The organism is Bradyrhizobium brasilense (assembly GCF_029714345.1).
In the GTDB taxonomy this organism is placed as follows: domain Bacteria; phylum Pseudomonadota; class Alphaproteobacteria; order Rhizobiales; family Xanthobacteraceae; genus Bradyrhizobium; species Bradyrhizobium australafricanum.
In genome coordinates this window covers 5,776,607-5,799,668 of sequence record NZ_CP121669.1, presented here as the reverse complement: position 1 = coordinate 5,799,668, position 23,062 = coordinate 5,776,607, and the positions used below count along the sequence as shown (strand labels likewise).

Sequence of the window (23,062 nt, the reverse complement as noted above, 5' to 3'; positions counted from 1 at the left end):
TGCTCGAAGACATGACCGTCAACAACAAGCGCGTGTTCTACGTCAAATACCTCGCCCACGAGATCTACGTCGATATCCTGAAGAAGCGGCCGGACGTCCGGCTCGATCGTCTCGAGAACGAGACGCCGGAGGCGACGTTCGCGCCCGTCCTTGCCGACGCGCATGCCTATCAGATCGGCGCGGCCCGCGATGAGCTGGCGCCGCATTTCCATGCCCACGCCGAGTTGTTGAAGCGCGCGCCGAATCTTCTGATCGTGTCGTCGAATGGCGCCGGCTTCGATCCCGTCGATGTCGATGCCTGCACCGCCGCGGGCGTGCTGGTCGTCAACCAGTCCGGCGGCAACGCCAATTCGGTCGCCGAACACGCGCTCGGCATGATGCTGACGCTGTCGAAGCGGATCATCCAGTCCGACCGCAGGCTGCGGCGCGAGGCCAACGTCAACCGCAACGATCTGATCGGCAATGAGCTGAGGGAGAAGACCGTCGGCATCGTCGGGCTCGGCAATGTCGGCCGCCGCATCGCCGAGCTGTGCAAGGGCCTCCTGCACATGAAGGTGATCGCCTACGATCCCTATCTCACGGCGGATGAGATGGCGAAGCGGGGCGGGGAGAAGGTCGAGCTCGACGATCTCTTGCGCCGCGCGGACTTTGTTTCGATCTCGTGTCCGCTGGACAAGAACAGCCGCGGCATGATCGGCGCGCGTCAGTTCGCGCTGATGCAGCCGCACGCCTATTTCGTCACCACCGCGCGCGGCTTCATCCACGACGAGAAGGCGCTGGAGGAAGCGCTAAGTGACAAACGCATCGCCGGCGCCGGGCTCGACGTCTGGGACAAGGAGCCGCCGCCGCCGGATCATCCGCTGCTGCAGTTCGACAATGTGCTGGCGAGCCCGCACACCGCCGGCGTGACCCGCGAGGCGCGCATCAACATGGGCCGGATCGCGGCCGAGCAGATCCTCGACGCCCTCGACGGCAAGCGCCCGCCGCGCATCATCAATCCCGAGGTGTGGCCGGTCTACGCAAGACGGTTCGAGAAGGCGTTCGGGTTCATGCCGGGGTAGGGTCGGGCCTTCCCCAGCGGTGGCCGCGGCTGCGCGCGGCCAAAATATCGAAAACAACCCCATGCAAAGGAGCTGACGGCTGCCGGCGTTCGAGCAGGTAGCTTGACGCGTCGGGCAACTCAGGGGTACATTTCCAATATTCAGAAATCGTGCAGCGCCAGGCCTTGCGGGGGACATCTACCGCAAGGGCGGAGGGGAACGGTTCCGCCGGTGCGTCCCTCACGCAAAACGGCCAGCCGTGCGAGTGCTGTTGCGCGCGCCAAAACACCGGAGAAAATCTCCTTCGTCGTAGCCTCGATCGGGGCAATAAATCCACTGCCGGACGACCGCCTCGCAACGCGTCCGTTGTTATTTTCCCTGAGATATCGACGGCTTAGCCAGAAATCGCCATTTTCCCTGCGTGCCCGTCCATTCCGGGCACGGAAGGAAGAAGTTCATGCGACAGGTCCAGTCATTGCTCCGCAACGCGCCCGCCAGGATCGGCCGCCGTCTTGCGCAGATCGTCGCGATCGCTGCCGCCAGCCTGCCCCAGGCCGGCGCGTAGCTTTTCCCGCTGCGAACAGTCGCACGCGTATCAGCCGAATTAACTCACTACCCTTTCGTGTTAGTGCTAGCGTGGTACCCCCGGGCTCTGCCGGTGCAGCAGGGAGGGTTCCATGTCACGCTTCGTCGTTCATTTCATGAAGGACGTGCTCGGCGGCAATGGCCGCGAGCGCGAGGTTTGCCAGGGCGCGCTTGAGATCGACGCCTCGAGCGAGGGCCAGGCCACCGAGATGGCCAAGGTCAAGTTTTGCCAGGAGCAATCGCTGTGCGACTGGTCACTGCATGCCGACCGCATCCGGATCGAGGCGGCCGACTTGCACGCCTGAACCGGATGGACCGCGTGTGGCGGCATCCGACCTCTCCCTGTGGGAGTTTGGGGCGCGATCCAATGCTGCCGTCATTGCGAGGAGCTCGCGACAAAATTGCAGAGCAATTTTGCGCTGAAGCGACGAAGCAATCCATGGTTCCGCATGTGCGGACAGATGGATTGCTTCGCTGCGCTCGCAATGACACAGGAGAAGCCAACTCGCTCTTGCGAAGTGAACGGCCGAGTTCAGCTCGCCCCGATCACTCCGGCAGGATGCGAACCGCACCCTTGGCAGCGCTGCTGGCGAACGCCGCATAGGCCTTCAGCGCGGTCGAGACAGCGCGCTTGCGCGGCGCCGCCGGCTTCCAGGCCGCGTTGCCCTTGGCTTCCATCGCTGCGCGACGGCGCTTCAGCTCGGCATCGTCGACCTTGAGGTTGACCTTGCGGTTCGGGATATCGAACTCGATGATATCGCCTTCCTCGACGAGGCCGATCAGGCCGCCTTCGGCGGCTTCCGGCGAGACGTGGCCGATCGACAGGCCCGACGATCCGCCGGAGAAGCGGCCGTCGGTGATCAGCGCACAGGCCTTTCCGAGGCCCTTCGATTTCAGATAGCTGGTCGGGTACAGCATTTCCTGCATGCCCGGGCCGCCGCGCGGACCTTCATAGCGGATCAGCACGACGTCGCCGGCCTTCACCTTGTTGGTGAGGATGGCGTCGACCGATGCGTCCTGGCTCTCGAAGATGCGGGCAGGGCCGGAGAACTTCAGAATGCTCTGGTCGACGCCGGCGGTCTTCACGATGCAGCCGTCCTCGGCGAGGTTGCCGAACAGCACGGCGAGGCCGCCGTCCTTGGAATAGGCATGCTCGGCGTCGCGGATGACGCCCTTTTCGCGATCGAGATCGACCTCGTCGAAGCGGCGGTCCTGGCTGAAGGCTTCCTGGGTCGGCACGCCGCCCGGCGCGGCGCAATAGAAGTTGCGCACCTTGTCGCTTGTGGTCCGCACCACGTCCCAGCGGTTCAGCGCATCGTCCAGCGTTGCGGCATGCACGGTCGGCCCGTCGGTCGTGAGCAGCTTGGCGCGGTCGAGCTCGCCGAGGATCGCCATGATGCCGCCGGCGTGATGCACGTCCTCCATGTGGACGTCCTGCACCGAGGGCGCGACCTTGCAGAGCACCGGCACCTTGCGTGACAGGCGGTCGATATCGGTCATCGTGAACGGCACTTCGCCCTCGCGCGCGGCGGCGAGCAGATGCAGCACGGTGTTGGTCGAGCCGCCCATCGCGATATCGAGCGTCATCGCGTTCTCGAACGACTTGAAGTTGGCGATATTGCGCGGCAGCACCTTGGCGTCGTCCTGCTCGTAGTAGCGGCGGGCGAGGTCGACGATCAGATGGCCGGCTTCGACGAACAGGCTCTTGCGGTCGGCATGCGTCGCCAGCACCGAGCCGTTGCCGGGCAGCGCGAGGCCGAGCGCCTCGGTCAGGCAGTTCATCGAATTCGCGGTGAACATGCCGGAGCAGGAGCCGCAGGTCGGGCAGGCCGAGCGCTCGATCACCTCGACCTCTTCGTCCGACACGTTGGAGTCGGCGGCCGCGACCATCGCGTCGATCAGGTCGACCGCGCGCTTCTTGCCCTTGAGCACGATCTTGCCTGACTCCATCGGTCCGCCCGAGACGAACACGGTCGGGATGTTGAGCCGCAGCGTCGCCATCAGCATGCCGGGCGTGATCTTGTCGCAGTTGGAGATGCAGACCATCGCGTCGGCGCAATGCGCGTTGACCATGTATTCGACGCTGTCGGCGATCAGCTCGCGCGAGGGCAGGCTGTACAACATGCCGTCATGACCCATCGCGATGCCGTCATCGACCGCAATGGTGTTGAACTCCTTGGCGACGCCGCCGGCCTTCTCGATCTCGCGGGCCACGAGCTGGCCGAGATTCTGCAGATGGACGTGGCCGGGCACGAACTGAGTGAAGGAATTGACCACCGCGATGATCGGCTTGCCGAAATCCTCGTTCTTCATGCCGGTGGCGCGCCAGAGGCCGCGTGCACCCGCCATGTTGCGGCCGTGGGTGGTGGTGCGGGAGCGATAGGCGGGCATCGTAAATCCTTCTCAAATCCTTGGGCTAAGGGCATTTTTTAGGGGAGTTGGCGCTCCTTATGCCTGCCCGTGGATGCGGATTCAAGCGCGGAACCGCATGGCTGAACCCCGCAATTCGGGCAATGTCGAGCCGGTCGGCTTGATCTCGGTCGGCCCGGTGCATTAGCTGATCGCACCGACGGCAAGAATAACGAACAAGCAAAAAGGGAGAGACACGCGTGGCAAGGCTGCCCCTGATTGATCCGGAGACGACGAGCGGAGAGATCCGCGCCTCATTCGACCGCATGCCGGTCAAGCTCAACATCTTCCGCATGATGGCCCATGCCGAGGCCAATATGATCCCGGCGATGCGGCTCGGCAATTCGATCCTGCACAAGCAGAAGCTGTCGGCGGTCAACCGCGAGCTCCTGATCCTGCAAGCCGCGCAGCTCGAGGGCGGCGCCTATGAATGGCGCCAGCACGTGCCGATCGCGCTCGGCGTCGGCGTCGCCCAGGCGCAGATCGATGCCGTCGAGCGCGGCAACTACGACGATGCGGCGCTGAACACGGCCGAGCGCGCGCTGCTCGGCTTCGGCCGCGAGGTGGTCGAGAAGGTCCGCGTCGGCGACGCCGCCTTCGCTGGCATGCGCGAGCATTTCAGCGATCAGGAGATCGTCGAGGCGATCGTCGCGCTCGGCTTCTACATGATGATGGCGCGGCTGACCGAGGCGACCGAGACCGATCTCGATCCGGCCGCCGGCATGGCCGTGTTCGAAGGCGGCAAGAAGCGGGATTGACGAGATGTCGGAGATTTCGCAAGAGGCCAATAAAGACACGAAGCCGGAGCGCTATGTCCGTCCGCTCAGCGCGGAATCGGCCGGCACCGCGCCGGGCAGGGGGCGGCTCAACGGCCGCCGCATCCTCGTGGTCGGCGGCGGCCAGCGGGTGTTCGATGCCGCCACCGATCCGATCGGCAACGGCCGCGCCATGAGCCTGCTGTTCGCACGCGAGGGCGCGCATGTCGCGGTCGCCGACCTCAACCGCGCCTCGGCCGAGGACACGGTTGCGCGCATCGCTGCTGACGGCGGCCGCGCTTTCGCGATCGCCGCCGATGTCACCATGGAAGCCGACGTCATCAGGATGATCGACGAGGCGCATCGCACGATGGGCGGGCTCGACGGCATGGTGCTGAACATCGGTACCTTCGGCAAGACCGGGCTCGACAATGTCAGCGCGGAGGAATGGAACAGGATCTACGACGTCAATGTCCGCGGCCCGATGCTGTGCTGCCGCGCCGCCTTGCCGAAATTCGAAGACGGCGGCTCGATCGTGTTCATTTCCTCGATCGCGGCGCTGAAGGCGGGATCGCAGATGGCGGTCTATGATTCCTCCAAGGCCGCGCTCGGCGGCCTGATGCGCAACATCGCACACACGGGCACGCGGCGCGGCATCCGCGCGAATCTGGTCTATCCCGGGCTGGTCGACACCCCGAACGGCCGCGAGGCCGGCGCGGGCCGGCCGTCGCGCGGCAAGGGGCATATCCCGTTCGGCCGTCAGGCGACGGCGTGGGAGATCGCCTATGCCGTGCTGTTCTTCATGTCGGATGAAAGCGTCTATGTCACCGCGCAGACGCTCGCGGTCGACAGCGGGCTCAGCGGTTTGTGAGCGGCGGGGAGGGCGCATGAGTGCATTGTTCGGCAAGGTCTGTCAGAACGGCTACGTCGTTCGCGACATCGATGCGGCGCTGAAGTTCTGGACCGAGACACTGCGGGTCGGGCCATTCTTCCTGATCCCCTCGGTCAAGGTCGATTGGTTCCGCTATCGCGGCGTGGACTCCGCGGTCGAGATGTCGATCGCGCTGGCCAATTCCGGCGATCTGCAGATCGAGCTGATCCAACAGCGCAACGACGCGCCGTCGATGTATCTGGATTTTCTGGCGCGCCACGGCGAGGGCCTGCAGCACATGTCGTACTGGAGCACGGACTACCAGTCGCTCTATGACCGCGCCGTCGCGGCAGGCTTCACGGTCGGTCATGAAGGCCAGATCGGCGGCCCCAAGGGACGCTTCGCCTATTTCGACACCGCCGGCCATGCCGGCACCGTGATCGAGATCTCAGACATCTCGGGATCGAAGGGGCGGTTCTTCGAGAAGATCAGGACCGTGGCCGCGACCTGGGACGGCTCGGACCCGATCCGCGTGGTGGGCTGACGCGGCTATTCGGCGGCGAGGCTGGCCGGCGCCGGATATCCCACGCGGGGTCGCATCTTCGCGCGCCCGTTCCTGCGGCCGAACTGGCTGCCGGCCAGCAGCGCCGCGGCGGCGCGCAACTGCTCGCGCAGCCATTGATTGGTGGTGTCGTCCTCGGCGGTGGCGTGCCAGTAGAGATAATTGACGTGCGGACTGATGGGGAACGGGCAGGGGAAGCACTGCAGCAGCCCGGGATCTTCCAGCACGGAAGCGGCGCTCTCCGAGGCGGTCAGCAGCATGTTGCTGCGGCTCACGACGTGGCAGGCGGTTGCGAAATTCTGACAGGTCAGGCGAACAGTGCGGGTCAGGCCGAGGCGCTGGAGCTGAAAATCCTCGAACGACAGCCCGCTGCGCCGCGACGTCACGCAGACATGCTCCAGGCGTAAATAAGCCTTCTTGTCGAGCCGGCTGCCGAGCTCGGGATGGCCGCGCCGCGCGAACACCGCGATATGCTCGGTCAGGATCTGCTCGCGCCGCACCTCCGCCGACAGCGGCAACAGCGTATCGATCGCGACGTCGAGGGTGCCGGCGGCAAGCTCGCGCTCGAGATTGTTGCGCTCGCTGCGCACGGTGGCGATCTCGACCAGCGGCGCCACCGTGCTGATCCGGTTGACCAGCGCGCTCAGCATCGGTGCCTCGAGATTGTTGCGCAGCCCGATCACGAACCGCTTCGGCGTCTGCGCCGGATCGAACCGGTGGGTGTGGGTCAGCGTCGTCTCGAGGCCGTTGAGCGCCTGGCGCACCGTGGTGATGATCTGCCGGGCCAGCGGGGTCGGCGTCATCACGTGGTTGCGGCGCACGAACAGCGGATCGTTGAACATCGCGCGCAGCCGGCTCAGCGCATGGCTGACCGCGGGCTGCGTCAGGTTGAGGCGGAAGCAGGCGCGGCTGACGCCGCCCTCGGAATAGATCGCGTCGAACACGACGAACAGGTTCAGGTCGACGTCGCGTACATGCATGGAAATGATCAATCCGTATCCGTCGAATGCATTTGACGAATACTAATCGGCACTCTTAAAGTCTCAAGCAAAATAATACCTGGAGGAAACGATGAGCGTGCAATCGCCATCGCGCGGCGTTGCTGTCCCTGCGGCATCATCTCGCCTGGGCGCAATGTTTGCGAAGCCGAGCCAGGAGCAGATCGTGCTCCTGATCACCATCGCGCTCCTGATCGTGTTCGGCCTGACGCTGAACGGCTTCGCCACCGTCTCCAATCTCCTGAATTTGTTGCGGAGTATTTCCATCCTCGGCGTGCTCGGCCTCGGCATGGGGCTGATCGTGATCAGCCGCGGCATCGACCTCTCCGAGGTCGCGATCATGGCGGGTTCCTGGGCGATCGCGCTGATCTACATGCAGAACGGCATGCCTGTTTTCACGGCAGTGCTGCTGGCGCTGGCGGTCGCGGTGCTGATCGGCGTCGTCAACGGCGTGATGGTCGCCTTCGTCGAGGCGCCGGCGCTGTTCGTGACGCTGGCTGCCGGCTTCGTGATCTATGGCCTCGCCTTCTGGATCGCGCCGGCCTGGGTGGTCTATGCGCCGAAGGATGCGCCGGGCCTGATGTATCTCGGCGCCGGACGGCTGTTCGGCATCCCGGTTCCGATCCTGGTGTTCGCGGCCTGTGCAATCGCGATGCATTTGTTCCTGTCGCGCACCTCGATCGGCCGCTTCATCTATTCGCAGGGCGACAATCCGGAGGCCGCTCGGCTCACCGGCGTCGCGCTGCGGCCGCTGATCGTGATCGAGCACGTGCTGGTTGCACTGCTCGCCTGGATTGCGGGCCTGGTCTGGGTCGGCACCACGGGCAGCATGCAGATGGCGATCACCCAGGGCACCATGATCTTCGATGTCGTGCTCGTCGTCGTGATCGGCGGCATCAGCCTGATCGGCGGCCGCGGCAGCGTGTTCAGCGTCGTGGTCGGCTGCATCCTGATCGGCACGCTGCTCAACGCCTTCACCATCATGGACGTCAACAGCGAGGTGCAGAACATCATCAAGGGCGTGGTGCTGCTGGCCGCCATCGTGCTCGACAACTGGCTGCACCCCCGCGACGAGGAGACCGCGCGGCAAGGCGACTGAAACAGGGCGACCGAGCCGGCCGCCGCGCCAAATAAATCAATCAAAAGAAATTGCTTTGTGGAGGGAGACGATGAAGACGACGACAAAATTCTGGACGATCCTGCTGGCCGGCGTGACGCTGGCCGCGATGCCGTTTGCGGCATCGGCGCAGGAGGAAGGCACCAAGACCGCGCGCGAGCTGCGTGCCGTCTACGACAAGGCGTTGCAGGGCAAGACGATCGCCTATCTGCCGATCGCGCTCGGCGTGCCGCTGTCCGACGAATGGGGCCGGGTGGTGCAGGAGGAAGCCGAGTGGCGCGGCATGAAATATGTCGTGCGCGATCCCAACAACAACCCCTCGGCAATGCAGCAGGCCCTGACCGCGCTGGTCGACCAGAAGCCCGACGTGCTGATCGTGCAGAATCCGAGCGTCACGCTGTTGATGAAGGATCTGAAGCGCGCCGAAAGCCAGGGCACGCATGTGATCCAGATCAACATGTCCTCGAACTACAAATCCGGCGCCTTTGTCGGCGCCGACTGGCGCGAGATCGGCAGGATGCTGGCGAACGAGGCCGTCAAGGCCTGCGGCACCGGCTCCGGCAAGTCGGGCAAGGTCCAGATCGTGCAGGGCGAACTGACCGCGGCCGCCAGCGTCGACCAGGTCGGCGGCATCATGGAGGTGTTGAACAAGGATCCGAACATCAAGGTGGTCTCGAACCAGGCCGCGAACTGGGACGCCAACACCGCGCTCAACGTCACCGCGACGGTGATCCAGCAGCATCCCGACCTCTGCGCCTCGATCGGGTTCTGGGGCATCATGGAGTCGGGCGCGGCGCAGGCGATCCGCAATGCCGGCAAGATCGACGATGTAAAGGTGTTCGCCTCCGGTGAAGGCTCGCAGCTCGATTGCGACCAGGTCAATTCGGGCAATTTCTACAAGTTCTTGAGCTACAAGGCGACCGAGCAGGGCCACGATCTGATGTTCGCGGCCGAAACCCTGCTGGTGTCGGGTGAGAAGCCGGGCAGCCGCAATCTCGTCTATTACACGCGTCCGATCTGGCTGGATAAGTCCAACGCCTCGGGCGCCAACTGCTTCGCGCTACCCAAGAAAAATTAACAAGGCGCGGACAGCCGGCGCGGGGGGCATTCCCGCGCCGGCTGTATCAAAGAGCACGATCCGGCATGGTGGAGCCGGTTTTTCTCCGACCGACGCGCAGCGTTCACGGAGAGCGTGTTCATCAAGGGACGAGGTCGCGATGCGATGGCCGATCGCGTCATGACCAGGAGCATGATCCGGGACGTGCAAGCCGGCTCTCCGCAAGATCGTGCGCGATCACGAGCACGATCCGGAAAAGTGGAAGCCGGTTTTCCGCAAGGTCGTGCTCAATCACGAGCACGATCCGGAAAAGTGGAAGCCGGTTTTCCGCAAGATCGTGCTCAATCAAGAGGGTGCTTTGGCGATGTCGATGGCCGTTGATTCCTTTGCCGCATCGGTGCGGCGGTTTTCACCCCGGCTCCTGCTGTCGGAGCTGTTGCTGAAACAGTGGTTCGAGCCGGTGGTTCCCTTCACCGTGATGATCGGGCTGTGGACGTACTTCGCGCTCACCATTCCCGACTACGCCTCGGTGCAGAACTCGGTGTCGCTGCTGCGGCTGTTCGCCGAATTCGGCTTCGTCGCGCTGGCGATGGGGTTCTGCCTCGTCACCGGCGGCATCGACCTCTCGGTCGGCGCGATCTTCGCGCTGTGCAATTTCGCGGCACTGTATTTTCTGCTGGTGCGCGAATGGCCGGTCGGCCTCGCGGTGCCGGCGACGCTTCTGGTCGGCGCGCTGCTCGGCAGCATCAACGGCTTCCTGATCGGCTTCCTGAAGACGCGGCCGTTCCTGACCACGCTGGTGACGCTGATCATCCTGCGCGCCTCGGTCAACCTGCTCAACACCAGCTACGCCCAGGTGTTCGCGACCAACTCGGTCGAGAGCGACGCCTGGGACTTCATCGGCGGCGGCAGCGTGCTCGGCATTCCCGTCAATGCGGCGACGCTGTTCGTGGTGCTGTTGATCTGCCACATCTTCCTGTCGCGCTCGCGCTATGGCTGGCATCTCACCGCGATCGGCGCCAGCCGCAAGGCGGCGCGCCACGCCGGCATCCGCGTCCGCGTGATGCTGTTCATGACCTATGTACTGTCGGGAACGCTGTGCGCGGCGAGCGGCATCTTCTACGCCGCGCGGCAGGCCTCGACGGATTCCACCACCGGCGTGGGGTGGGAATTCCAGGCGCTGACTGCCGTCGTGCTCGGCGGCGTGTCGCTCGCCGGCGGCAAGGGCACGGTGTGGCGGGCGATGATCGGCGCGCTGATCATCTTTCTGTTGATCAACGGCCTCGTGCGGATGGGCATCCCGGGCTACGTCACCTCGGCGGTGACCGGCATGATCCTGCTCGCCGCCGTCGGCATCGACGTCAAATGGTCGAAGAACCGCGGCAAGGCGATCCAGAAGATCTATGTCAATCCGGCCTTCGTGCCGCTCGCCTCGGCGCCCGCGGTGCAGCCGGGCGCGACGTCGCCGTATGCGCAGAACGACCGGCTGATCAACGCGCAGGCGATCGGCGTCGATCAGGTCGAAGGACCCGAGGACGTCATCCTCGACCGCCAGGGCCGGCTCTACGGCTCGACCCGCGACGGCAACGTGATCCGCTTCTCCGGGCCGAACTTCGAAACCCGCGAGGTGTTCGCCCATATCGGCGGCCGGCCGCTTGGCATGCAGTTCGACCGCGACGAGAATCTGATCGTCGCCGTCGCCGGCATGGGCGTCTACGGCGTCGCGCCCGACGGCCGCATCTTCAAGGTCACCGACGAGACCAACCGCACCTGGTACAAGCTGAACGACGATTCCCGCCTGCGCATGGCCGACGACCTCGACATCGCACCCGACGGCAAGATCTATTTCAGCGACTGCACCACGCGCTACGAGATGACCACCAACACCCTCGACATCCTGGAGGGCCGGCCGAACGGCCGCGTGGTCTGCTACGACCCGGCGACCAAGACCACGCGCACGGTGATCAACCACTTCTATTTCCCGAACGGGATCTGCGTCTCGCATGACGGCAAATCGATCCTGATCGCGTCGACCTCGCTGTGCAAGGTGTTCCGGCACTGGATCGACGGGCCGAACAAGGGCAAGACCGAGGTGCTGATGGACGAGCTGCCGGGCAACCCGGACAACATCAACCGCGCCTCCGACGGCACCTACTGGCTGGCGCTGGTCGGCATCCGCACGCCGACCTTCGACCTTGCCGCGCGAAAGCCCGGCTTCCGCCTGCGCATGGTCAAGCAGGTGCCGACCGACGAGTGGCTGGCGCCGGCGCTCAACCATGGCTGCGTGCTGAAGTTCAATGAAAAGGGTGAGGCGCTGGAATCCTGGTGGGATCCGACCGGCATTTCGCATTCGACGTTGACCTCGATGCGCGAGCACCAGGGCTATCTCTATCTCGGCGGGCTCGAGAACAACCGGATCGGCCGCATCAAGCTCGACGGCGTCGACGACAGCTGGACCGGCTACGATGCCTATTGGGGCGCAAAGAGCAGGGTGACGACGTAATGGGATTTTTCGATCATCTGCTGCGCGACATCCGCAGCGTCATCGACCGCGACGGCGGCCAGAATGCGATCCCGCCGCTCGACGGTGCGCTGAGCTCGAACGACCGGCTCGACACCGCCACCCCGATCGGCGAGCCGTTGCCCGGCGTCGACGACGTGATCGCCGCCGGCGACGGCACGGTCTATGTCTCGGCCGGACGCCGGGTGCTCAAGCTCGGCGGCAATGACTTGTCGACACGTACGGTCGTCGCCGAGTTCGAGGATGATGCCGGCGGGCTCGCGCTGCATCCGGACGGCCGTCTCCTGGTCTGCGTCGCGGGCAGGGGCCTTGCCGCGATCGATCCGGCGAAGCCCGATCCGCGCTGGCTGGAGTCCGTGGGCGGCAGCGCGCTCACGGGGCTGCTGTCGGTGACGGCGGCGCCCGATGGCCGCATCTATGCCGTCGAAGGCAGTAGCGGTCGCCGTCTAGGCGAATGGCGGCACGATTTGATGGAGAAGCGCGCCGATGGCCGGCTCATCAGCTGCGGCGCCGGCCTCGATGATCCGCAGGTGCTGCTGCGCGATCTGCCGTATCCCTATGGCGTGAGTGTTTCGGCCGACGGCAACAGCCTGTGGCTCACCGAAAGCTGGGCGCATCGCCTCAGCCGGTTCGCACTCGGCGGCAACGGGCTGGGTCCGCGCGAGACGATCGCCGGCAACATGCCGGGCTATCCGGCGCGGCTGCATCCGGACGGCCACGGCGGCCTGCTGCTCGGCATCTTCGCCCGCCGCACCCATCTGATCGAGTTCGTGCTCAAGGAAGACGATTTCCGCGAGGAGATGATGGCGACGATGCCGCCGGATTACTGGGTCGCGCCGGCGCTCGCCGGCGGCAGCGATTGCCTCGAGCCGATGCAGATCGGCAGCGTCAAGGCGCTCGGCATCCAGAAGCCGTGGGCGCCGCCGCGCTCCTACGGTCTGCTGGTGCATCTCGACGCCGAGGGCGATGCGACCGACAGCCTGCACAGCCGCGCCGGCGGCCGCTTCCACGGCATCACCGCCGCCTGCGCCACGCCCTCGGGCGTCGTGATCGCGGCGCGCGGCGCCGGACGCCTGCTGCGCTTTACGGGAGAGCTGCGATGAATGACGGTGTGATGCAGGCGGCCCCCGGCGCCAAGACGGCAGAGAGCTCCGCAGCCCGCGAGCCGGTGTTGCGGATCACCAACGGCTCGAAAATCTATGGCGGCGTCCACGCCATCGAGGGCGTCAATTTCGACCTCTATCCCGGCGAGGTGCATGCGCTGGTCGGCGAGAACGGCGCCGGCAAATCGACGCTTTGCAAGGCGATCGCGGGCGCGATCCAGCTCACCTCCGGCGACTATCTGCTTGACGGCAAGCCGACCGGTTTCGAGCAGCCGCGCGACGCGCTCAATGCCGGCATCTGCATGGTCTATCAGGAGACCAGCCTGGTACCGACCATGACCGCCGCGCAGAACATCGAGCTCGGCAACGAAAAGCTGCTGACGAGGTTCCGCACCCTGAACATCCAGGCCCAGCAGCTGTTGCAGTCGCTCAACTTCCACGTCGATCCGGCGACGCCGGTGGCGCTGCTCGGCACCGCCAAGAAGCAGATGGTAGAGATCGCGCGCGCGATCTACAACAAGGCGCGCATCATCATCTTCGACGAACCGACCGCGTCGCTGACGCCGGAGGAGATCGTCCACTTCTTCCATCTGGTGCGCGACCTGCGCGCCCGCGGCGTCTCGATCATCTACATCTCGCATGCGCTGGAGGAGTCGCTGCAGATCGCCGACCGCATCACCGTGCTGCGCGACGGCAAGCTGGTGATCACGGCGCCGGCCAGGCAGCTCACCCGCGATGCGCTGGTGCAGCATATGGTCGGCCGCGAGGTGGCGCAGGCGGTCTATGGCGGCAAGGCGAAAACCCATCAACGCCGCGAGAAGGTGCTGACGGTCGAGAACGTCACCATGGGCATGGCGGTCAAGAACATGTCGTTCTCGGTCTATGCCGGCGAGGTGGTCGGCATCGCCGGCCTGATCGGCTCCGGCCGCACCGAGATCGCCAAGATCATCTACGGCGCGCTGAAGCGCAATCTGGTCAATGGCGGCACCATCCGGCTGCGCGGCAAGCCGATCCGCTACCGCGTGCCGCGGCAGGCGATCAATGACGGCATCGCCTACATCACCGAGGACCGCAAGGCCAACGGCTTCTTCGAGACCATGGTGGTCGACGACAACGTCTATATCGGCAGCCTCGCCACCGGAAAGGGCTGGAGCTTCCTGCTGTCGCGCGCGCGGCGCAGCAAGCTCGCCAGCTACTGGGTCGATCGGCTGAAGATCAGCGCATTGCAGCGCAAGGCCAGGATCATCGAGCTGTCCGGCGGCAACCAGCAGAAGGTGGTGCTGGCCAAGACGCTGGTGCAGGACCCCTCGATCATCATCTTCGACGAGCCGACGCGCGGCGTCGACGTCGGCACCATCCCGCACATCCACGGCGAAATCCGCCGCCTTGCCGACGAGGGCAAGGCGGTGGTGGTGATCTCGTCCTACCTGCCGGAGATCCTCGCGGTGTCCGACCGCATCCTGGTCGCCCGCACCGGCCGCATCGTCGCCGAGTTCGACGCGGCGGACGCGACGCAGGACAAGATCCTGTACGCCGCGGTGCATTGAGCGCGCGCGGCGCGGCCTGTCGTCGGCGTAGGGCGGATTAGCGCAGCGCAATCCGCCGTCTTGCCACGCCTTCGACGGGCAAATCAGCGGCAACAAGTTCAGTGTCGTCCCGGCGCAGGCCGGGACCCATAACCACAGATCGTCATTGTTGTACGTCGCTGGAACGACGAGTCCCGCCGACAATATCTGCTGCGGCGTATGGGTCCCGGCCTGCGCCGGGACGACAGCGTTGGGTGGGGCGCCAACTCCCTTGACAATTATTTTAAGTATAAAATAATATCCTCCGTCGGCTCCAGGGGGAACACGCCTCGTCCGCACCCCCAACCCGCCGAAGCCAACGGGAGAACGCCATGCGTATCGTTTGCATTGGAGGCGGGCCGGCCGGGCTTTATTTCGGCATCCTGATGAAGATGCTGGATCCCGCGCACGTCATTTCGGTGGTCGAGCGCAACCGGCCCTACGACACCTTCGGCTTCGGCGTGGTGTTCTCGGATGCGACCATGGACAACATGCGCAAATGGGATCCGGTCACCGCTGACACGATCGAGCAGGCCTTCAACCATTGGGACGACATCGAGGTCCTGATCAAGGGCCGGCGCATGCGCACCACCGGCCACGGCTTCGTCGGCATCGGCCGCAAGCGGCTGCTCAACATCCTGCAGGCGCGCGCCGAGGAGCTCGGCGTCGAATTGATCTTCGAGCGGGAGGTGAATTCCGATCTCGAATTCCCCGACGCCGATCTCATCGTGGCGTGCGACGGCGTCAATTCGAAGATCCGCACCAAATACATCGAGGCCTTCCAGCCCGACATGCTGATGCGGCCGAACCGCTATATCTGGCTCGGCACCAACCGTCCGTTCGACGCCTTCACCTTCGACTTCCGCAAGACGGAGCACGGCTGGTTCCAGGCGCACATCTACAAGTTCGAGGAGGGCGCGGCGACCTTCATCGTCGAGACCACCGAGGAGGCCTATCTCGCCCACGGTCTCGACAAGATGGAGCAGGACGACTCCATCGCGTTCTGCGAGAACGTGTTCGCGGAAATCCTCGAGGGGCATCACCTGGTCTCCAACGCGCGGCATCTGCGCGGCTCGGCCTGGCTGTCGTTTCCTAGGCTGATCTGCGGCAAATGGACCGCGTTCAACGGCAGCAGCCATGTCGTGCTGATGGGCGACGCCGCCCATACCGCGCATTTCGCGATTGGCTCGGGAACCAAGCTCGCGCTGGAGGATGCGATCGAGCTCACCAACCAGTTCAAGATCCACGGCGCGACGCGCGACAGCATTCCCGCGGTGCTCAAGGCTTACGAGGAGCTGCGCCGCGTCGACGTGGCGCGGATCCAGAACGCCGCGCGCAACGCGATGGAATGGTTCGAGGTGGTCGGCTCGCGCTATGCCGACACGCTAGAGCCGGAACAGTTCATGTATTCGCTGCTGACCCGCTCGCAGCGCATCAGCCACGAGAACCTGCGGCTGCGCGACAAGACCTGGCTCGAGGGCTATGAGCGCTGGTTCGCGGAGCGCAGCGGTGTGGCCGCGACCAACGACCGCGTCACGCCGCCGATGCTGACGCCGTTCCGCATTCGCGGCCTGTCGCTTCTCAACCGGATCATCGTCTCGCCGATGGCGATGTATTCGGCGGAGGAGGGCGTGCCGACCGACTTTCATTTGGTGCATTTCGGCTCCCGCGCGCTCGGCGGCGCCGGCCTTCTCTTTACCGAGATGACCTGCGTCTCGCCGGAGGCGCGGATCACGCCCGGCTGCTGCGGCCTGTGGAATGACGCGCAGGCGGCGGCCTACAAGCGCATCGTCGACTTCGTGCATCACAATTCGCAAGCCAGGATCGGCATCCAGCTCGGCCATGCCGGCCGCAAGGGCTCGACGCGCGTCGCCTGGGAAGGCATGGACGAAGCGCTGCCGGACCATAACTGGCCGCTGGTGTCGGCTTCGTCAGTGCCTTATCTGCCGGACGGCCAGATCCCGGAGCCGATGAGCCGCGCCGAGATGGACGAGGTGCGCGAGCAGTTCGTCGCCGCAGCCAGGCGCGCTGCGGCCGCCGGCTTCGATATCCTGGAGCTGCACTGCGCGCACGGCTATCTGCTGTCGAGCTTCCTCTCGCCGCTGACCAACCGCCGCACCGACGCCTATGGCGGATCGATCGAGAACCGCGCGCGTTATCCGCTGGAGGTGTTCCGCGCCGTCCGCGCGGTGTGGCCGGAGGACAAGCCGATGTCGGTCCGCCTGTCGTGTCACGACTGGGCCGAGGGCGGCAACACGCCCGAGGATGCGCTGGTCTTCGCAAAGCTGTTCAAGGAGGCGGGAGCCGACCTGATCGACTGCTCCTCGGGGCAGGTCTGGGCCGACGACCATCCAATCTATGGCCGGCTCTACCAGACGCCGTTCGCCGACAAGATCCGCAACGAGGTCGGCATCGCCACCATCGCGGTCGGCGCGATCTCGGAGGCGGATCACGCCAACTCGATCATCGCCGCCGGCCGCGCCGATCTCTGCGCCATCGCGCGTCCGCATCTCGCCGATCCGGCCTGGACGCTGCATGAGGCCGCGAAGATCGGCGTCAAGCAGATCGCCTGGCCGAAGCAGTATCTGTCGGGCAAGTCGCAATATGAGGCCAATCTCGAACGCGCAACCGCGGGAGTGAAGGCATGACACGCTTCTGGCCCAACGCACATGCGCTGGTGACCGGTGCCGGGTCCGGCATCGGCGCCGCGACGGCGATCGCGCTGGCAAAAGCCGGCGTGCGCGTCAGCATCGCCGGACGGCGGATCGACGCGCTGAAGGCGACGGCGGCATCGCTCGACAAGCAGGTTGGCGCCGTGGTTTCGATCGACGTGACGGATGAAGCTGCGGTCGCCAAAGGTATCGCGCAGATCGAGGCTGAGGCGGGGCCGATCGATATTCTCGTCAACAATGCCGGCAAGGCCGCGAGCGCGCCGTTCGACAAGACCGGCGCGGCGCTGTGGGCCGACATGCTGGCGAGCAACCTCTCCAGCGTGTTCCTGGTGACGCATGCCGTGTTGCCCGGCATGGCGCAACGCGGCCGCGGGCGGGTGATCAACGTGGCCTCGACCGCGGGTCTCACCGGCTATGCCTACGTCTCCGCCTATGTCGCGGCCAAGCACGGCGTCATCGGCCTGACGCGCTCGCTGGCGCTGGAATATGCGCGGCGCGGCGTCACCGTGAATGCGGTCTGCCCCGGCTACACCGATACGCCGCTGGTAGCGGATGCCGCCGCGAACATCGTCGCCAAGACCGGCCGCAGCGAGCAGGAGGCGCGCGCCGCGCTTGCCAAGGTCAATCCGATGCAGCGGCTGGTGACGCCCGAGGAGGTCGCCGACGCCGTCCTCTGGCTTGCCTCCGAAGGCGCATCGTCAATCAACGGACAAGCCGTCGCGGTCGCCGGCGGCGAAGTCCTTACCGGGTGAAGGAACACGTCATGTCCGAGATGAAAGCAAAGCTCCGGCCGTTCAAGGATTATCCCGCCAAGCACTTCCGCTGGCAGGCCGACGTGAGCGGCCGTGTCGCCACCATCACGCTGAACCGGCCGGACAAGAAGAACCCGCTGACTTTCGAGTCCTATGAGGAGCTGCGCGATCTCTTCACCAATCTCAAATACGCCGCCGATGTCCGCGCCATCGTGCTGACCGGCGCCGAGGGCAATTTTTGCTCCGGCGGCGACGTGTTCGAGATCATCGAGCCTCTGACGCGGATGGCGATGCCGGACCTGCTCGCCTTCACGCGGATGACCGGCGAGGTCGTGCGGGCGATGCGCAAATGCCCGCAGATCATCGTCGCCGCGATCGACGGCATCTGCGCCGGGGCCGGCGCGATGCTGGCGCTGGCGTCCGATTTGCGGTTGGCGACGCCGCAGGCCAAGACCGCGTTCCTGTTCACCCGCGTCGGTCTTGCCGGTGCCGATATGGGCGCGTGCGGGTTGTTGCCGCGCGTGATCGGGCAGGGCCATGCGGCCGATCTGCTCTACACGGGACGTGCGATGAGCGCCGAGGAAGGTTTTGCGTGGGGCTTCCACAACCGTCTGGTGCCGCCGGCGGAACTCGCCGGTGCCGCGCAAGAATTGGCGCGCTCGCTCGCGGATGGGCCGTGGTTCGCGCATGGCGTGACGAAAACGATGTTCAACCAGGAATGGGCGATGGGCGTCGACGAGATGATCGAGTCGGAAGCGCAGGCGCAGGCGATCTGCATGGTCACCGGCGATTTCCGCCGAGCCTTCGAGGCGTTCGCCGCCAAGCAGAAACCGGCCTTCGAGGGCAATTGAGATGATCGAGATCCTGCAACCCCAAGGATGGGCCAAGCCGATCGGCTACGCCAACGGCATGGCCGCGCGCGGCAAACAGCTCTTCATCGCGGGCCAGATCGGCTGGAACGGACAATGCGTGTTCGAGACCGACGATCTCGTGGCGCAGATCGGCCAGACCTTGCGCAACATCGTCGCGGTCGCCGCCGCCGGCGGCGCCGGGCCGGAGCACATCGTGTCGATGACCTGGTACTTGCTCGACCGCAAGGAATATTCCGCGCGGCTCAAGGAGATCGGCACGGTCTATCGCGACATCATTGGCCGGCGCTTTCCGGCGATGACCGCGATTCAGGTTGCCGGCCTGATCGAGGACCGCGCCAAGGTGGAAATCCAGGCGATTGCGGTGGTGCCGGAGTGAGGGTGACGCAGTTCCGCCAACCCCGTCATCCCCGCGCAATGGCTCCGCCATTGTCGCTGGAGGAGCGCGTAGCGCGTCTCGAAGGATGCACGGCCCGGCTAGTGGCCGTCGACCCTTCGAGACGCGCGTTCCGCGCTCCTCAGGGTGACGGGGAACGAGGAAATGCGCTGAGCGAATGTTAATCCTAAGCCGAACCAGCACGGGTCAGCTAGCGGCCAAGGCCGCAAACCCGCTTGCGGCCGGGCGAGCGGGCGTGCGACCCTAGGCCAAAGCGTAAAAACGTCCTGTGTTTGAGTGGAGGTGAGGACGATGAAGGCGATTATCGTCGGAGGCGGAATCGGGGGCCTCACCACTGCGCTGATGCTGCGCTCGCGCGGCATCAGTTGCGAGCTGTACGAGCAGTCCGAGACGATCCGCGAACTCGGCGTCGGCATCAACACGCTGCCGCATGCGATCCGCGAGTTGGCGGGGCTTGGTTTGCTCGACAAGCTCGACGAGGTGGCGATCCGCACCTATGAGCTGTTCTATCTGACGCGACATGGCCAGCAGGTCTGGCACGAGAAGCGCGGGCTCGATGCCGGCCACGACGTGCCGCAATTCTCGATCCATCGCGGCCGCCTGCAAAGCGTGATTCATCAGGCCGTGATCGATCGGCTCGGCGCGGATGCGATCCACACCGGCTGCCGGCTCGGCTCCTTCACCCAGGATGAGGGTGGCGTCTCGGCCTATTTCTTCGATCGCAGCGGCGCCCACGTGCACACCGCGCGCGGCGACATCCTGATCGGCGCCGACGGCATCCACTCAAAAGTGCGGCAGACGCTGTTTCCGGACGAGGGCGGGCCGTGCTGGAACGGCCTGATGCTGTGGCGCGGCGCCACCGATTGGCCGGCGTTCCTGACCGGACGCTCGATGATCATCGCCGGCGGCCTGAACGCCAAGGCCGTGATCTATCCGATCGCGCCGGGCTCGAGCCCGGCAAGCCGCCTCACCAACTGGGCGGTGCTGGTGCGGATCGGCGACGGCACCTCGCCGCCGCCGCGCCGCGAGGGCTGGTCCAATCTCGGCCGGCGCGACGAGATGATGCCCTATGTCACGAGCTTCACGATCCCGCAGGTCGACTTTACCGGCCTGATCAACGCGACGCCGGAGTTCTGGGAGTATCCGTGCTGCGACCGCGATCCCTTGCCGTATTGGTCGAGCGGCCGCGTCACGCTGCTCGGCGATGCCGCCCATCCGATGTATCCGGTCGGCTCGAACGGCGCTTCTCAAGCCATTCTCGATGCGCGCTGCCTGGCGGACATGCTGGCGCGATCGGAGCATCCGCGGCAGGCGCTGGCGGCCTATGAGCGGCAGCGGCTGCCGATGACCGCCGACATCGTGGCCTCCAACCGCCGCGGCGGGCCGGAGGGCGTGATCGACGCCGTCGAACAGCTCGCGCCGCAGGGCTTTACCGACGTCGACACCATCCTCAATTACGAGGCGCGCGAGGCGATCGTCCGCGGCTATGCCGCCAAGGCCGGCTTTGCCGCGCGCGTGGTGGCGCGGCAGTAGGAGACAACGTCCGATCTGTCGATCCGTTACCCCGAGAGAATGTGAATGTACTCAGCGTCGTCCTGGCGAAAGCCAGGACCCATTACCCCAACCGTTTGTTGTTGTGCGACGTTGGGGCCACTATCGCACTTTCAATCGAATTCGGTGGTTATGGGTCCTGGCTTTCGCCAGGACGACGGCGTGCGGAGGCCGCTCGCTACAATTCTCACATCGTCACCCCCGCGCAAAGGCTTCGCCTTTGTCGCTGGAGGAGGCCGCAACGCGGCCGTCTCGAAGGGGCGACGGCCACCAGCGGGGCCGTGCATCCTTCGAGACGCGGCCAAGTGGCCGCTCCTCAGGATGACGGAAGAGGCCGGTGCCGACGCTACGCCGGAGGCGGCGGCAGGAAGTGGATGTTGTGCTCGGCGGCGAGCCGCACCACGTCATCCGGATTCTGCTCCTTCATGTTGTGGATCGCCCAGAACAGGTCGTAGAGCCTCCGCGTCGGCGACACCCAGAACAGCGTCTTGGCCGCCTGCTGCGACTTGTTGAAGATGCCGTGCGGCTTGCCCATCGGCAGGCGCACCAGATCGCCAGGAGTTGCGGATTCGTCGGCGCCGTCGAGCATGAAGTCGAGCTTGCCCTCGAGGATGTAGAGGTACTCGTCCTGGTCGGGGTGGATATGCGGAGGAACGAAGGTGCCCGGCGGGAAGGTGGCGTGCCAGGAGAACGAATGCTCGGTGCGGCTCTTCGGCACGTAGGTCTGGCCGAGGATGCTCCAGGAAATGCCCTGGATGCCTTCATTGGCGCGGGTGATGCCGGCGATCTCGTCTTTCATCGTCATGTCTCTTGATCTCCATTTGACGCGTCTTCTTCACGCGAACCGATACCCACTTCGCTCGAAAACGCTTTGAGTGCCTTACTTTGCCGCGCAGTCCTTGGCGTAGCGATCGCCATAATTCGAAAACACCTTCTCGACGATCTCGGTCTGGAATTTGCCGTCCGGCCGCTTCGCGACCTTGGTGAGGTAGAAATCCTGGATCGGATAACCGTTGTTGCTGAACTTGAAGTTACCGCGCAGCGAGGTGAAGTCGGCCTTTTTCAGCGCCGCCGCGACCGCGTCCTTGTTGGAGAGGTCGCCCTTTGTGGCCTTGACCGCGCTGTCGATCAACAGCGCGGCGTCATAGGCCTGCATGGCGTAGGTGCCGGGCACGCCGTTGTAGGCCGCCTCATAGGCGGCGACGAACTTCTTGCTCTGGGGATTGTCGAGGTTCGGGGCCCAGTTCGCCCCGCCGAACATGCCGACCGCTGCGTCCTGCTGCGCGGGCAGGGTGGATTCGTCGACGGTGAAGGCGGAGAGCACCGGCACGGTGGCGCCGGCCTGCTTGTACTGCTTCACGAGATTAACGCCCATGCCGCCCGGCATGAAGGTGAACAGCGCGTCCGGCTTCAGCGCGGCGATCTTGGACAATTCGGGCTGGAAATCCAGCGTGTTCAGCGGCGTGTAGGATTCCTCGACGATCTCGCCCTTGTAGTCGAGCTTGAAGCCGGCGACGGAGTCGCGACCGGCCTGATAGTTCGGCACCAGCAGGTAGACGCGCTTGTAGCCGCGGTCCTGCGACACCTTGCCGAGGATCTCGTGCACCTGGTCGTTCTGATACGACGTCACATAGAAGAACGGGTTGCACTCCTTGCCGGCGTAGCTGGAGGGGCCTGCGTTCGGGCTGATCAGGAAGGTCTTGCTGTCGGTGACCGGGCGATGGATCGCCTGCAGGATGTTGGAGAAGATCGGGCCGACCACGAAATCGACCTTGTCGCGCTCGAGCAGGCCGCGCACCTTGACCACCGCGCCGTCGGGCTTCAGTTCGTCGTCGGCGTTGACGATCTCGACATCGCGGCCGGCCATCTTGCCGCCGAGGTCCTTGATCGCGAGCGCAAAGCCGTCGCGGACCTGCTGGCCGAGCGCCGCGGCGGGGCCGGAGGTCGTGACCAGCACGCCGATCTTGATCTTCTCCTGCGCGGCCGCCGGGGTGACCGCGACACCCAGCAGCGCCGCCAATCCCGCGAGCTTCGTCAATTGTTTCATGTCTCTCCCCGACCACTGCTTTGCTTCAGCCAATTGGCCGCAGCTTAGTCTGACGCGTGCAATCGCCGCAAGCGATGTGGCATCGCGTCAGGGCGATCGTCGCGCATCATGCAGGCGCAGCCCATGCAAGCGCCGCGCCAATTGCTTGAAGTTTAAAGAAATTGCAGGATTGCCCAGACGGATCAGGCACG

The 23,062-nt window shown here is 65.2% G+C and carries 19 protein-coding genes; 15 read left to right on the top strand and 4 right to left on the bottom strand.

Annotated elements, in window-relative coordinates; translation table 11 throughout:
• Nucleotides 1–11 precede the first annotated feature (11 nt).
• Both QA635_RS27330 and QA635_RS27325 read left to right on the top strand, forming a co-directional pair.
• Nucleotides 12–1,061 (top strand): hydroxyacid dehydrogenase, encoded by a 1,050-nt coding sequence (locus tag QA635_RS27330; RefSeq protein WP_283062485.1) that lies wholly within the window; start codon nucleotides 12–14, stop codon nucleotides 1,059–1,061.
• Nucleotides 1,062–1,717: 656 nt separating this feature from the next.
• Entirely contained in the window at nucleotides 1,718–1,930 is a 213-nt protein-coding gene (locus tag QA635_RS27325; RefSeq protein ID WP_028345217.1) for a hypothetical protein, read from the top strand.
• 241 nt (nucleotides 1,931–2,171) lie between these two features.
• On the opposite strand, the gene ilvD is transcribed toward QA635_RS27325, so the two are convergent.
• Entirely contained in the window at nucleotides 2,172–4,016 is a 1,845-nt protein-coding gene (gene ilvD / locus QA635_RS27320) for a dihydroxy-acid dehydratase (protein ID WP_283062482.1), read from the bottom strand.
• Nucleotides 4,017–4,234: 218 nt separating this feature from the next.
• Here ilvD and QA635_RS27315 point away from each other — a divergent pair, with 218 nt between their 5' ends.
• Genes QA635_RS27315 through QA635_RS27305 form a run of 3 tightly spaced genes read left to right on the top strand, consistent with a single transcriptional unit; the run spans nucleotide 4,235 to nucleotide 6,204 of the window.
• The gene (locus QA635_RS27315) at nucleotides 4,235–4,792 is read left to right on the top strand and encodes a carboxymuconolactone decarboxylase family protein (protein ID WP_283062481.1); all 558 of its coding nucleotides are present in this window, start codon (nucleotides 4,235–4,237) and stop codon (nucleotides 4,790–4,792) included.
• A gap of 4 nt (nucleotides 4,793–4,796) precedes the next feature.
• Nucleotides 4,797–5,660, top strand: a complete 864-nt coding sequence (locus QA635_RS27310; RefSeq protein WP_283062479.1) for an SDR family NAD(P)-dependent oxidoreductase — start codon at nucleotides 4,797–4,799, stop codon at nucleotides 5,658–5,660.
• Nucleotides 5,661–5,676: 16 nt separating this feature from the next.
• Complete coding sequence (locus tag QA635_RS27305) at nucleotides 5,677–6,204, top strand: VOC family protein (RefSeq protein WP_092079822.1); 528 nt, start codon at nucleotides 5,677–5,679, stop codon at nucleotides 6,202–6,204.
• A gap of 5 nt (nucleotides 6,205–6,209) precedes the next feature.
• Here QA635_RS27305 and QA635_RS27300 read toward each other — a convergent pair whose 3' ends face one another.
• Nucleotides 6,210–7,202 (bottom strand): LysR family transcriptional regulator, encoded by a 993-nt coding sequence (locus tag QA635_RS27300; protein WP_283062477.1) that lies wholly within the window; start codon nucleotides 7,200–7,202, stop codon nucleotides 6,210–6,212.
• 91 nt (nucleotides 7,203–7,293) lie between these two features.
• Between QA635_RS27300 and QA635_RS27295 the strand changes: the two genes are divergently transcribed.
• The 10 genes from QA635_RS27295 to QA635_RS27250 all read left to right on the top strand — a co-directional run bounded on the left by QA635_RS27295 (nucleotide 7,294) and on the right by QA635_RS27250 (nucleotide 20,806).
• The gene (locus QA635_RS27295) at nucleotides 7,294–8,319 is read left to right on the top strand and encodes an ABC transporter permease (protein ID WP_283062475.1); all 1,026 of its coding nucleotides are present in this window, start codon (nucleotides 7,294–7,296) and stop codon (nucleotides 8,317–8,319) included.
• A 70-nt stretch (nucleotides 8,320–8,389) separates the two neighbouring features.
• A complete protein-coding gene (locus QA635_RS27290) occupies nucleotides 8,390–9,415 on the top strand; it encodes a sugar ABC transporter substrate-binding protein (RefSeq protein WP_028331499.1) in 1,026 nt (341 codons plus the stop codon).
• A 208-nt stretch (nucleotides 9,416–9,623) separates the two neighbouring features.
• Complete coding sequence (locus tag QA635_RS27285; protein ID WP_341850390.1) at nucleotides 9,624–11,897, top strand: ABC transporter permease; 2,274 nt, start codon at nucleotides 9,624–9,626, stop codon at nucleotides 11,895–11,897.
• Complete coding sequence (locus QA635_RS27280; RefSeq protein WP_283062472.1) at nucleotides 11,897–13,018, top strand: SMP-30/gluconolactonase/LRE family protein; 1,122 nt, start codon at nucleotides 11,897–11,899, stop codon at nucleotides 13,016–13,018. Before QA635_RS27285 ends, QA635_RS27280 begins: the two co-directional genes overlap by 1 nt.
• A gap of 11 nt (nucleotides 13,019–13,029) precedes the next feature.
• Nucleotides 13,030–14,565 (top strand): sugar ABC transporter ATP-binding protein, encoded by a 1,536-nt coding sequence (locus QA635_RS27275; protein ID WP_283071837.1) that lies wholly within the window; start codon nucleotides 13,030–13,032, stop codon nucleotides 14,563–14,565.
• A 350-nt stretch (nucleotides 14,566–14,915) separates the two neighbouring features.
• Nucleotides 14,916–17,231, top strand: a complete 2,316-nt coding sequence (locus tag QA635_RS27270; RefSeq protein ID WP_283062470.1) for a bifunctional salicylyl-CoA 5-hydroxylase/oxidoreductase — start codon at nucleotides 14,916–14,918, stop codon at nucleotides 17,229–17,231.
• The gene (locus QA635_RS27265; RefSeq protein ID WP_283062469.1) at nucleotides 17,228–18,007 is read left to right on the top strand and encodes an SDR family NAD(P)-dependent oxidoreductase; all 780 of its coding nucleotides are present in this window, start codon (nucleotides 17,228–17,230) and stop codon (nucleotides 18,005–18,007) included. Before QA635_RS27270 ends, QA635_RS27265 begins: the two co-directional genes overlap by 4 nt.
• Nucleotides 18,008–18,018: 11 nt before the next feature.
• Nucleotides 18,019–18,858 (top strand): enoyl-CoA hydratase family protein, encoded by an 840-nt coding sequence (locus QA635_RS27260; RefSeq protein ID WP_283062467.1) that lies wholly within the window; start codon nucleotides 18,019–18,021, stop codon nucleotides 18,856–18,858.
• Nucleotide 18,859: 1 nt separating this feature from the next.
• Nucleotides 18,860–19,255: a RidA family protein gene (locus QA635_RS27255; RefSeq protein ID WP_283062465.1), complete on the top strand. Its 396-nt coding sequence runs from the start codon at nucleotides 18,860–18,862 to the stop codon at nucleotides 19,253–19,255.
• Between the two features lie 309 nt (nucleotides 19,256–19,564).
• Entirely contained in the window at nucleotides 19,565–20,806 is a 1,242-nt protein-coding gene (locus tag QA635_RS27250) for a flavin-dependent oxidoreductase (protein WP_283062463.1), read from the top strand.
• Nucleotides 20,807–21,170: 364 nt separating this feature from the next.
• On the opposite strand, the gene QA635_RS27245 is transcribed toward QA635_RS27250, so the two are convergent.
• Both QA635_RS27245 and QA635_RS27240 read right to left on the bottom strand, forming a co-directional pair.
• Nucleotides 21,171–21,623: a cupin domain-containing protein gene (locus QA635_RS27245; protein WP_028345203.1), complete on the bottom strand. Its 453-nt coding sequence runs from the start codon at nucleotides 21,621–21,623 to the stop codon at nucleotides 21,171–21,173.
• A gap of 81 nt (nucleotides 21,624–21,704) precedes the next feature.
• The gene (locus QA635_RS27240; RefSeq protein WP_283062461.1) at nucleotides 21,705–22,871 is read right to left on the bottom strand and encodes an ABC transporter substrate-binding protein; all 1,167 of its coding nucleotides are present in this window, start codon (nucleotides 22,869–22,871) and stop codon (nucleotides 21,705–21,707) included.
• Nucleotides 22,872–23,062: the final 191 nt, after the last annotated feature.

Bases quoted from the DNA above. Each gene is read 5' to 3' on its own strand.
- QA635_RS27330 (WP_283062485.1), top strand. From the start codon at position 12: ATGACCGTCAACAACAAGCGCGTGTTCTACGTCAAATACCTCGCCCAC.
- QA635_RS27325 (WP_028345217.1), top strand. From the start codon at position 1,718: ATGTCACGCTTCGTCGTTCATTTCATGAAGGACGTGCTCGGCGGCAAT.
- ilvD (WP_283062482.1), bottom strand. From the start codon at position 4,016: ATGCCCGCCTATCGCTCCCGCACCACCACCCACGGCCGCAACATGGCG.
- QA635_RS27310 (WP_283062479.1), top strand. From the start codon at position 4,797: ATGTCGGAGATTTCGCAAGAGGCCAATAAAGACACGAAGCCGGAGCGC.
- QA635_RS27305 (WP_092079822.1), top strand. From the start codon at position 5,677: ATGAGTGCATTGTTCGGCAAGGTCTGTCAGAACGGCTACGTCGTTCGC.
- QA635_RS27300 (WP_283062477.1), bottom strand. From the start codon at position 7,202: ATGCATGTACGCGACGTCGACCTGAACCTGTTCGTCGTGTTCGACGCG.
- QA635_RS27295 (WP_283062475.1), top strand. From the start codon at position 7,294: ATGAGCGTGCAATCGCCATCGCGCGGCGTTGCTGTCCCTGCGGCATCA.
- QA635_RS27290 (WP_028331499.1), top strand. From the start codon at position 8,390: ATGAAGACGACGACAAAATTCTGGACGATCCTGCTGGCCGGCGTGACG.
- QA635_RS27280 (WP_283062472.1), top strand. From the start codon at position 11,897: ATGGGATTTTTCGATCATCTGCTGCGCGACATCCGCAGCGTCATCGAC.
- QA635_RS27275 (WP_283071837.1), top strand. From the start codon at position 13,030: ATGCAGGCGGCCCCCGGCGCCAAGACGGCAGAGAGCTCCGCAGCCCGC.
- QA635_RS27270 (WP_283062470.1), top strand. From the start codon at position 14,916: ATGCGTATCGTTTGCATTGGAGGCGGGCCGGCCGGGCTTTATTTCGGC.
- QA635_RS27265 (WP_283062469.1), top strand. From the start codon at position 17,228: ATGACACGCTTCTGGCCCAACGCACATGCGCTGGTGACCGGTGCCGGG.
- QA635_RS27260 (WP_283062467.1), top strand. From the start codon at position 18,019: ATGTCCGAGATGAAAGCAAAGCTCCGGCCGTTCAAGGATTATCCCGCC.
- QA635_RS27255 (WP_283062465.1), top strand. From the start codon at position 18,860: ATGATCGAGATCCTGCAACCCCAAGGATGGGCCAAGCCGATCGGCTAC.
- QA635_RS27250 (WP_283062463.1), top strand. From the start codon at position 19,565: ATGAAGGCGATTATCGTCGGAGGCGGAATCGGGGGCCTCACCACTGCG.
- QA635_RS27245 (WP_028345203.1), bottom strand. From the start codon at position 21,623: ATGAAAGACGAGATCGCCGGCATCACCCGCGCCAATGAAGGCATCCAG.
- QA635_RS27240 (WP_283062461.1), bottom strand. From the start codon at position 22,871: ATGAAACAATTGACGAAGCTCGCGGGATTGGCGGCGCTGCTGGGTGTC.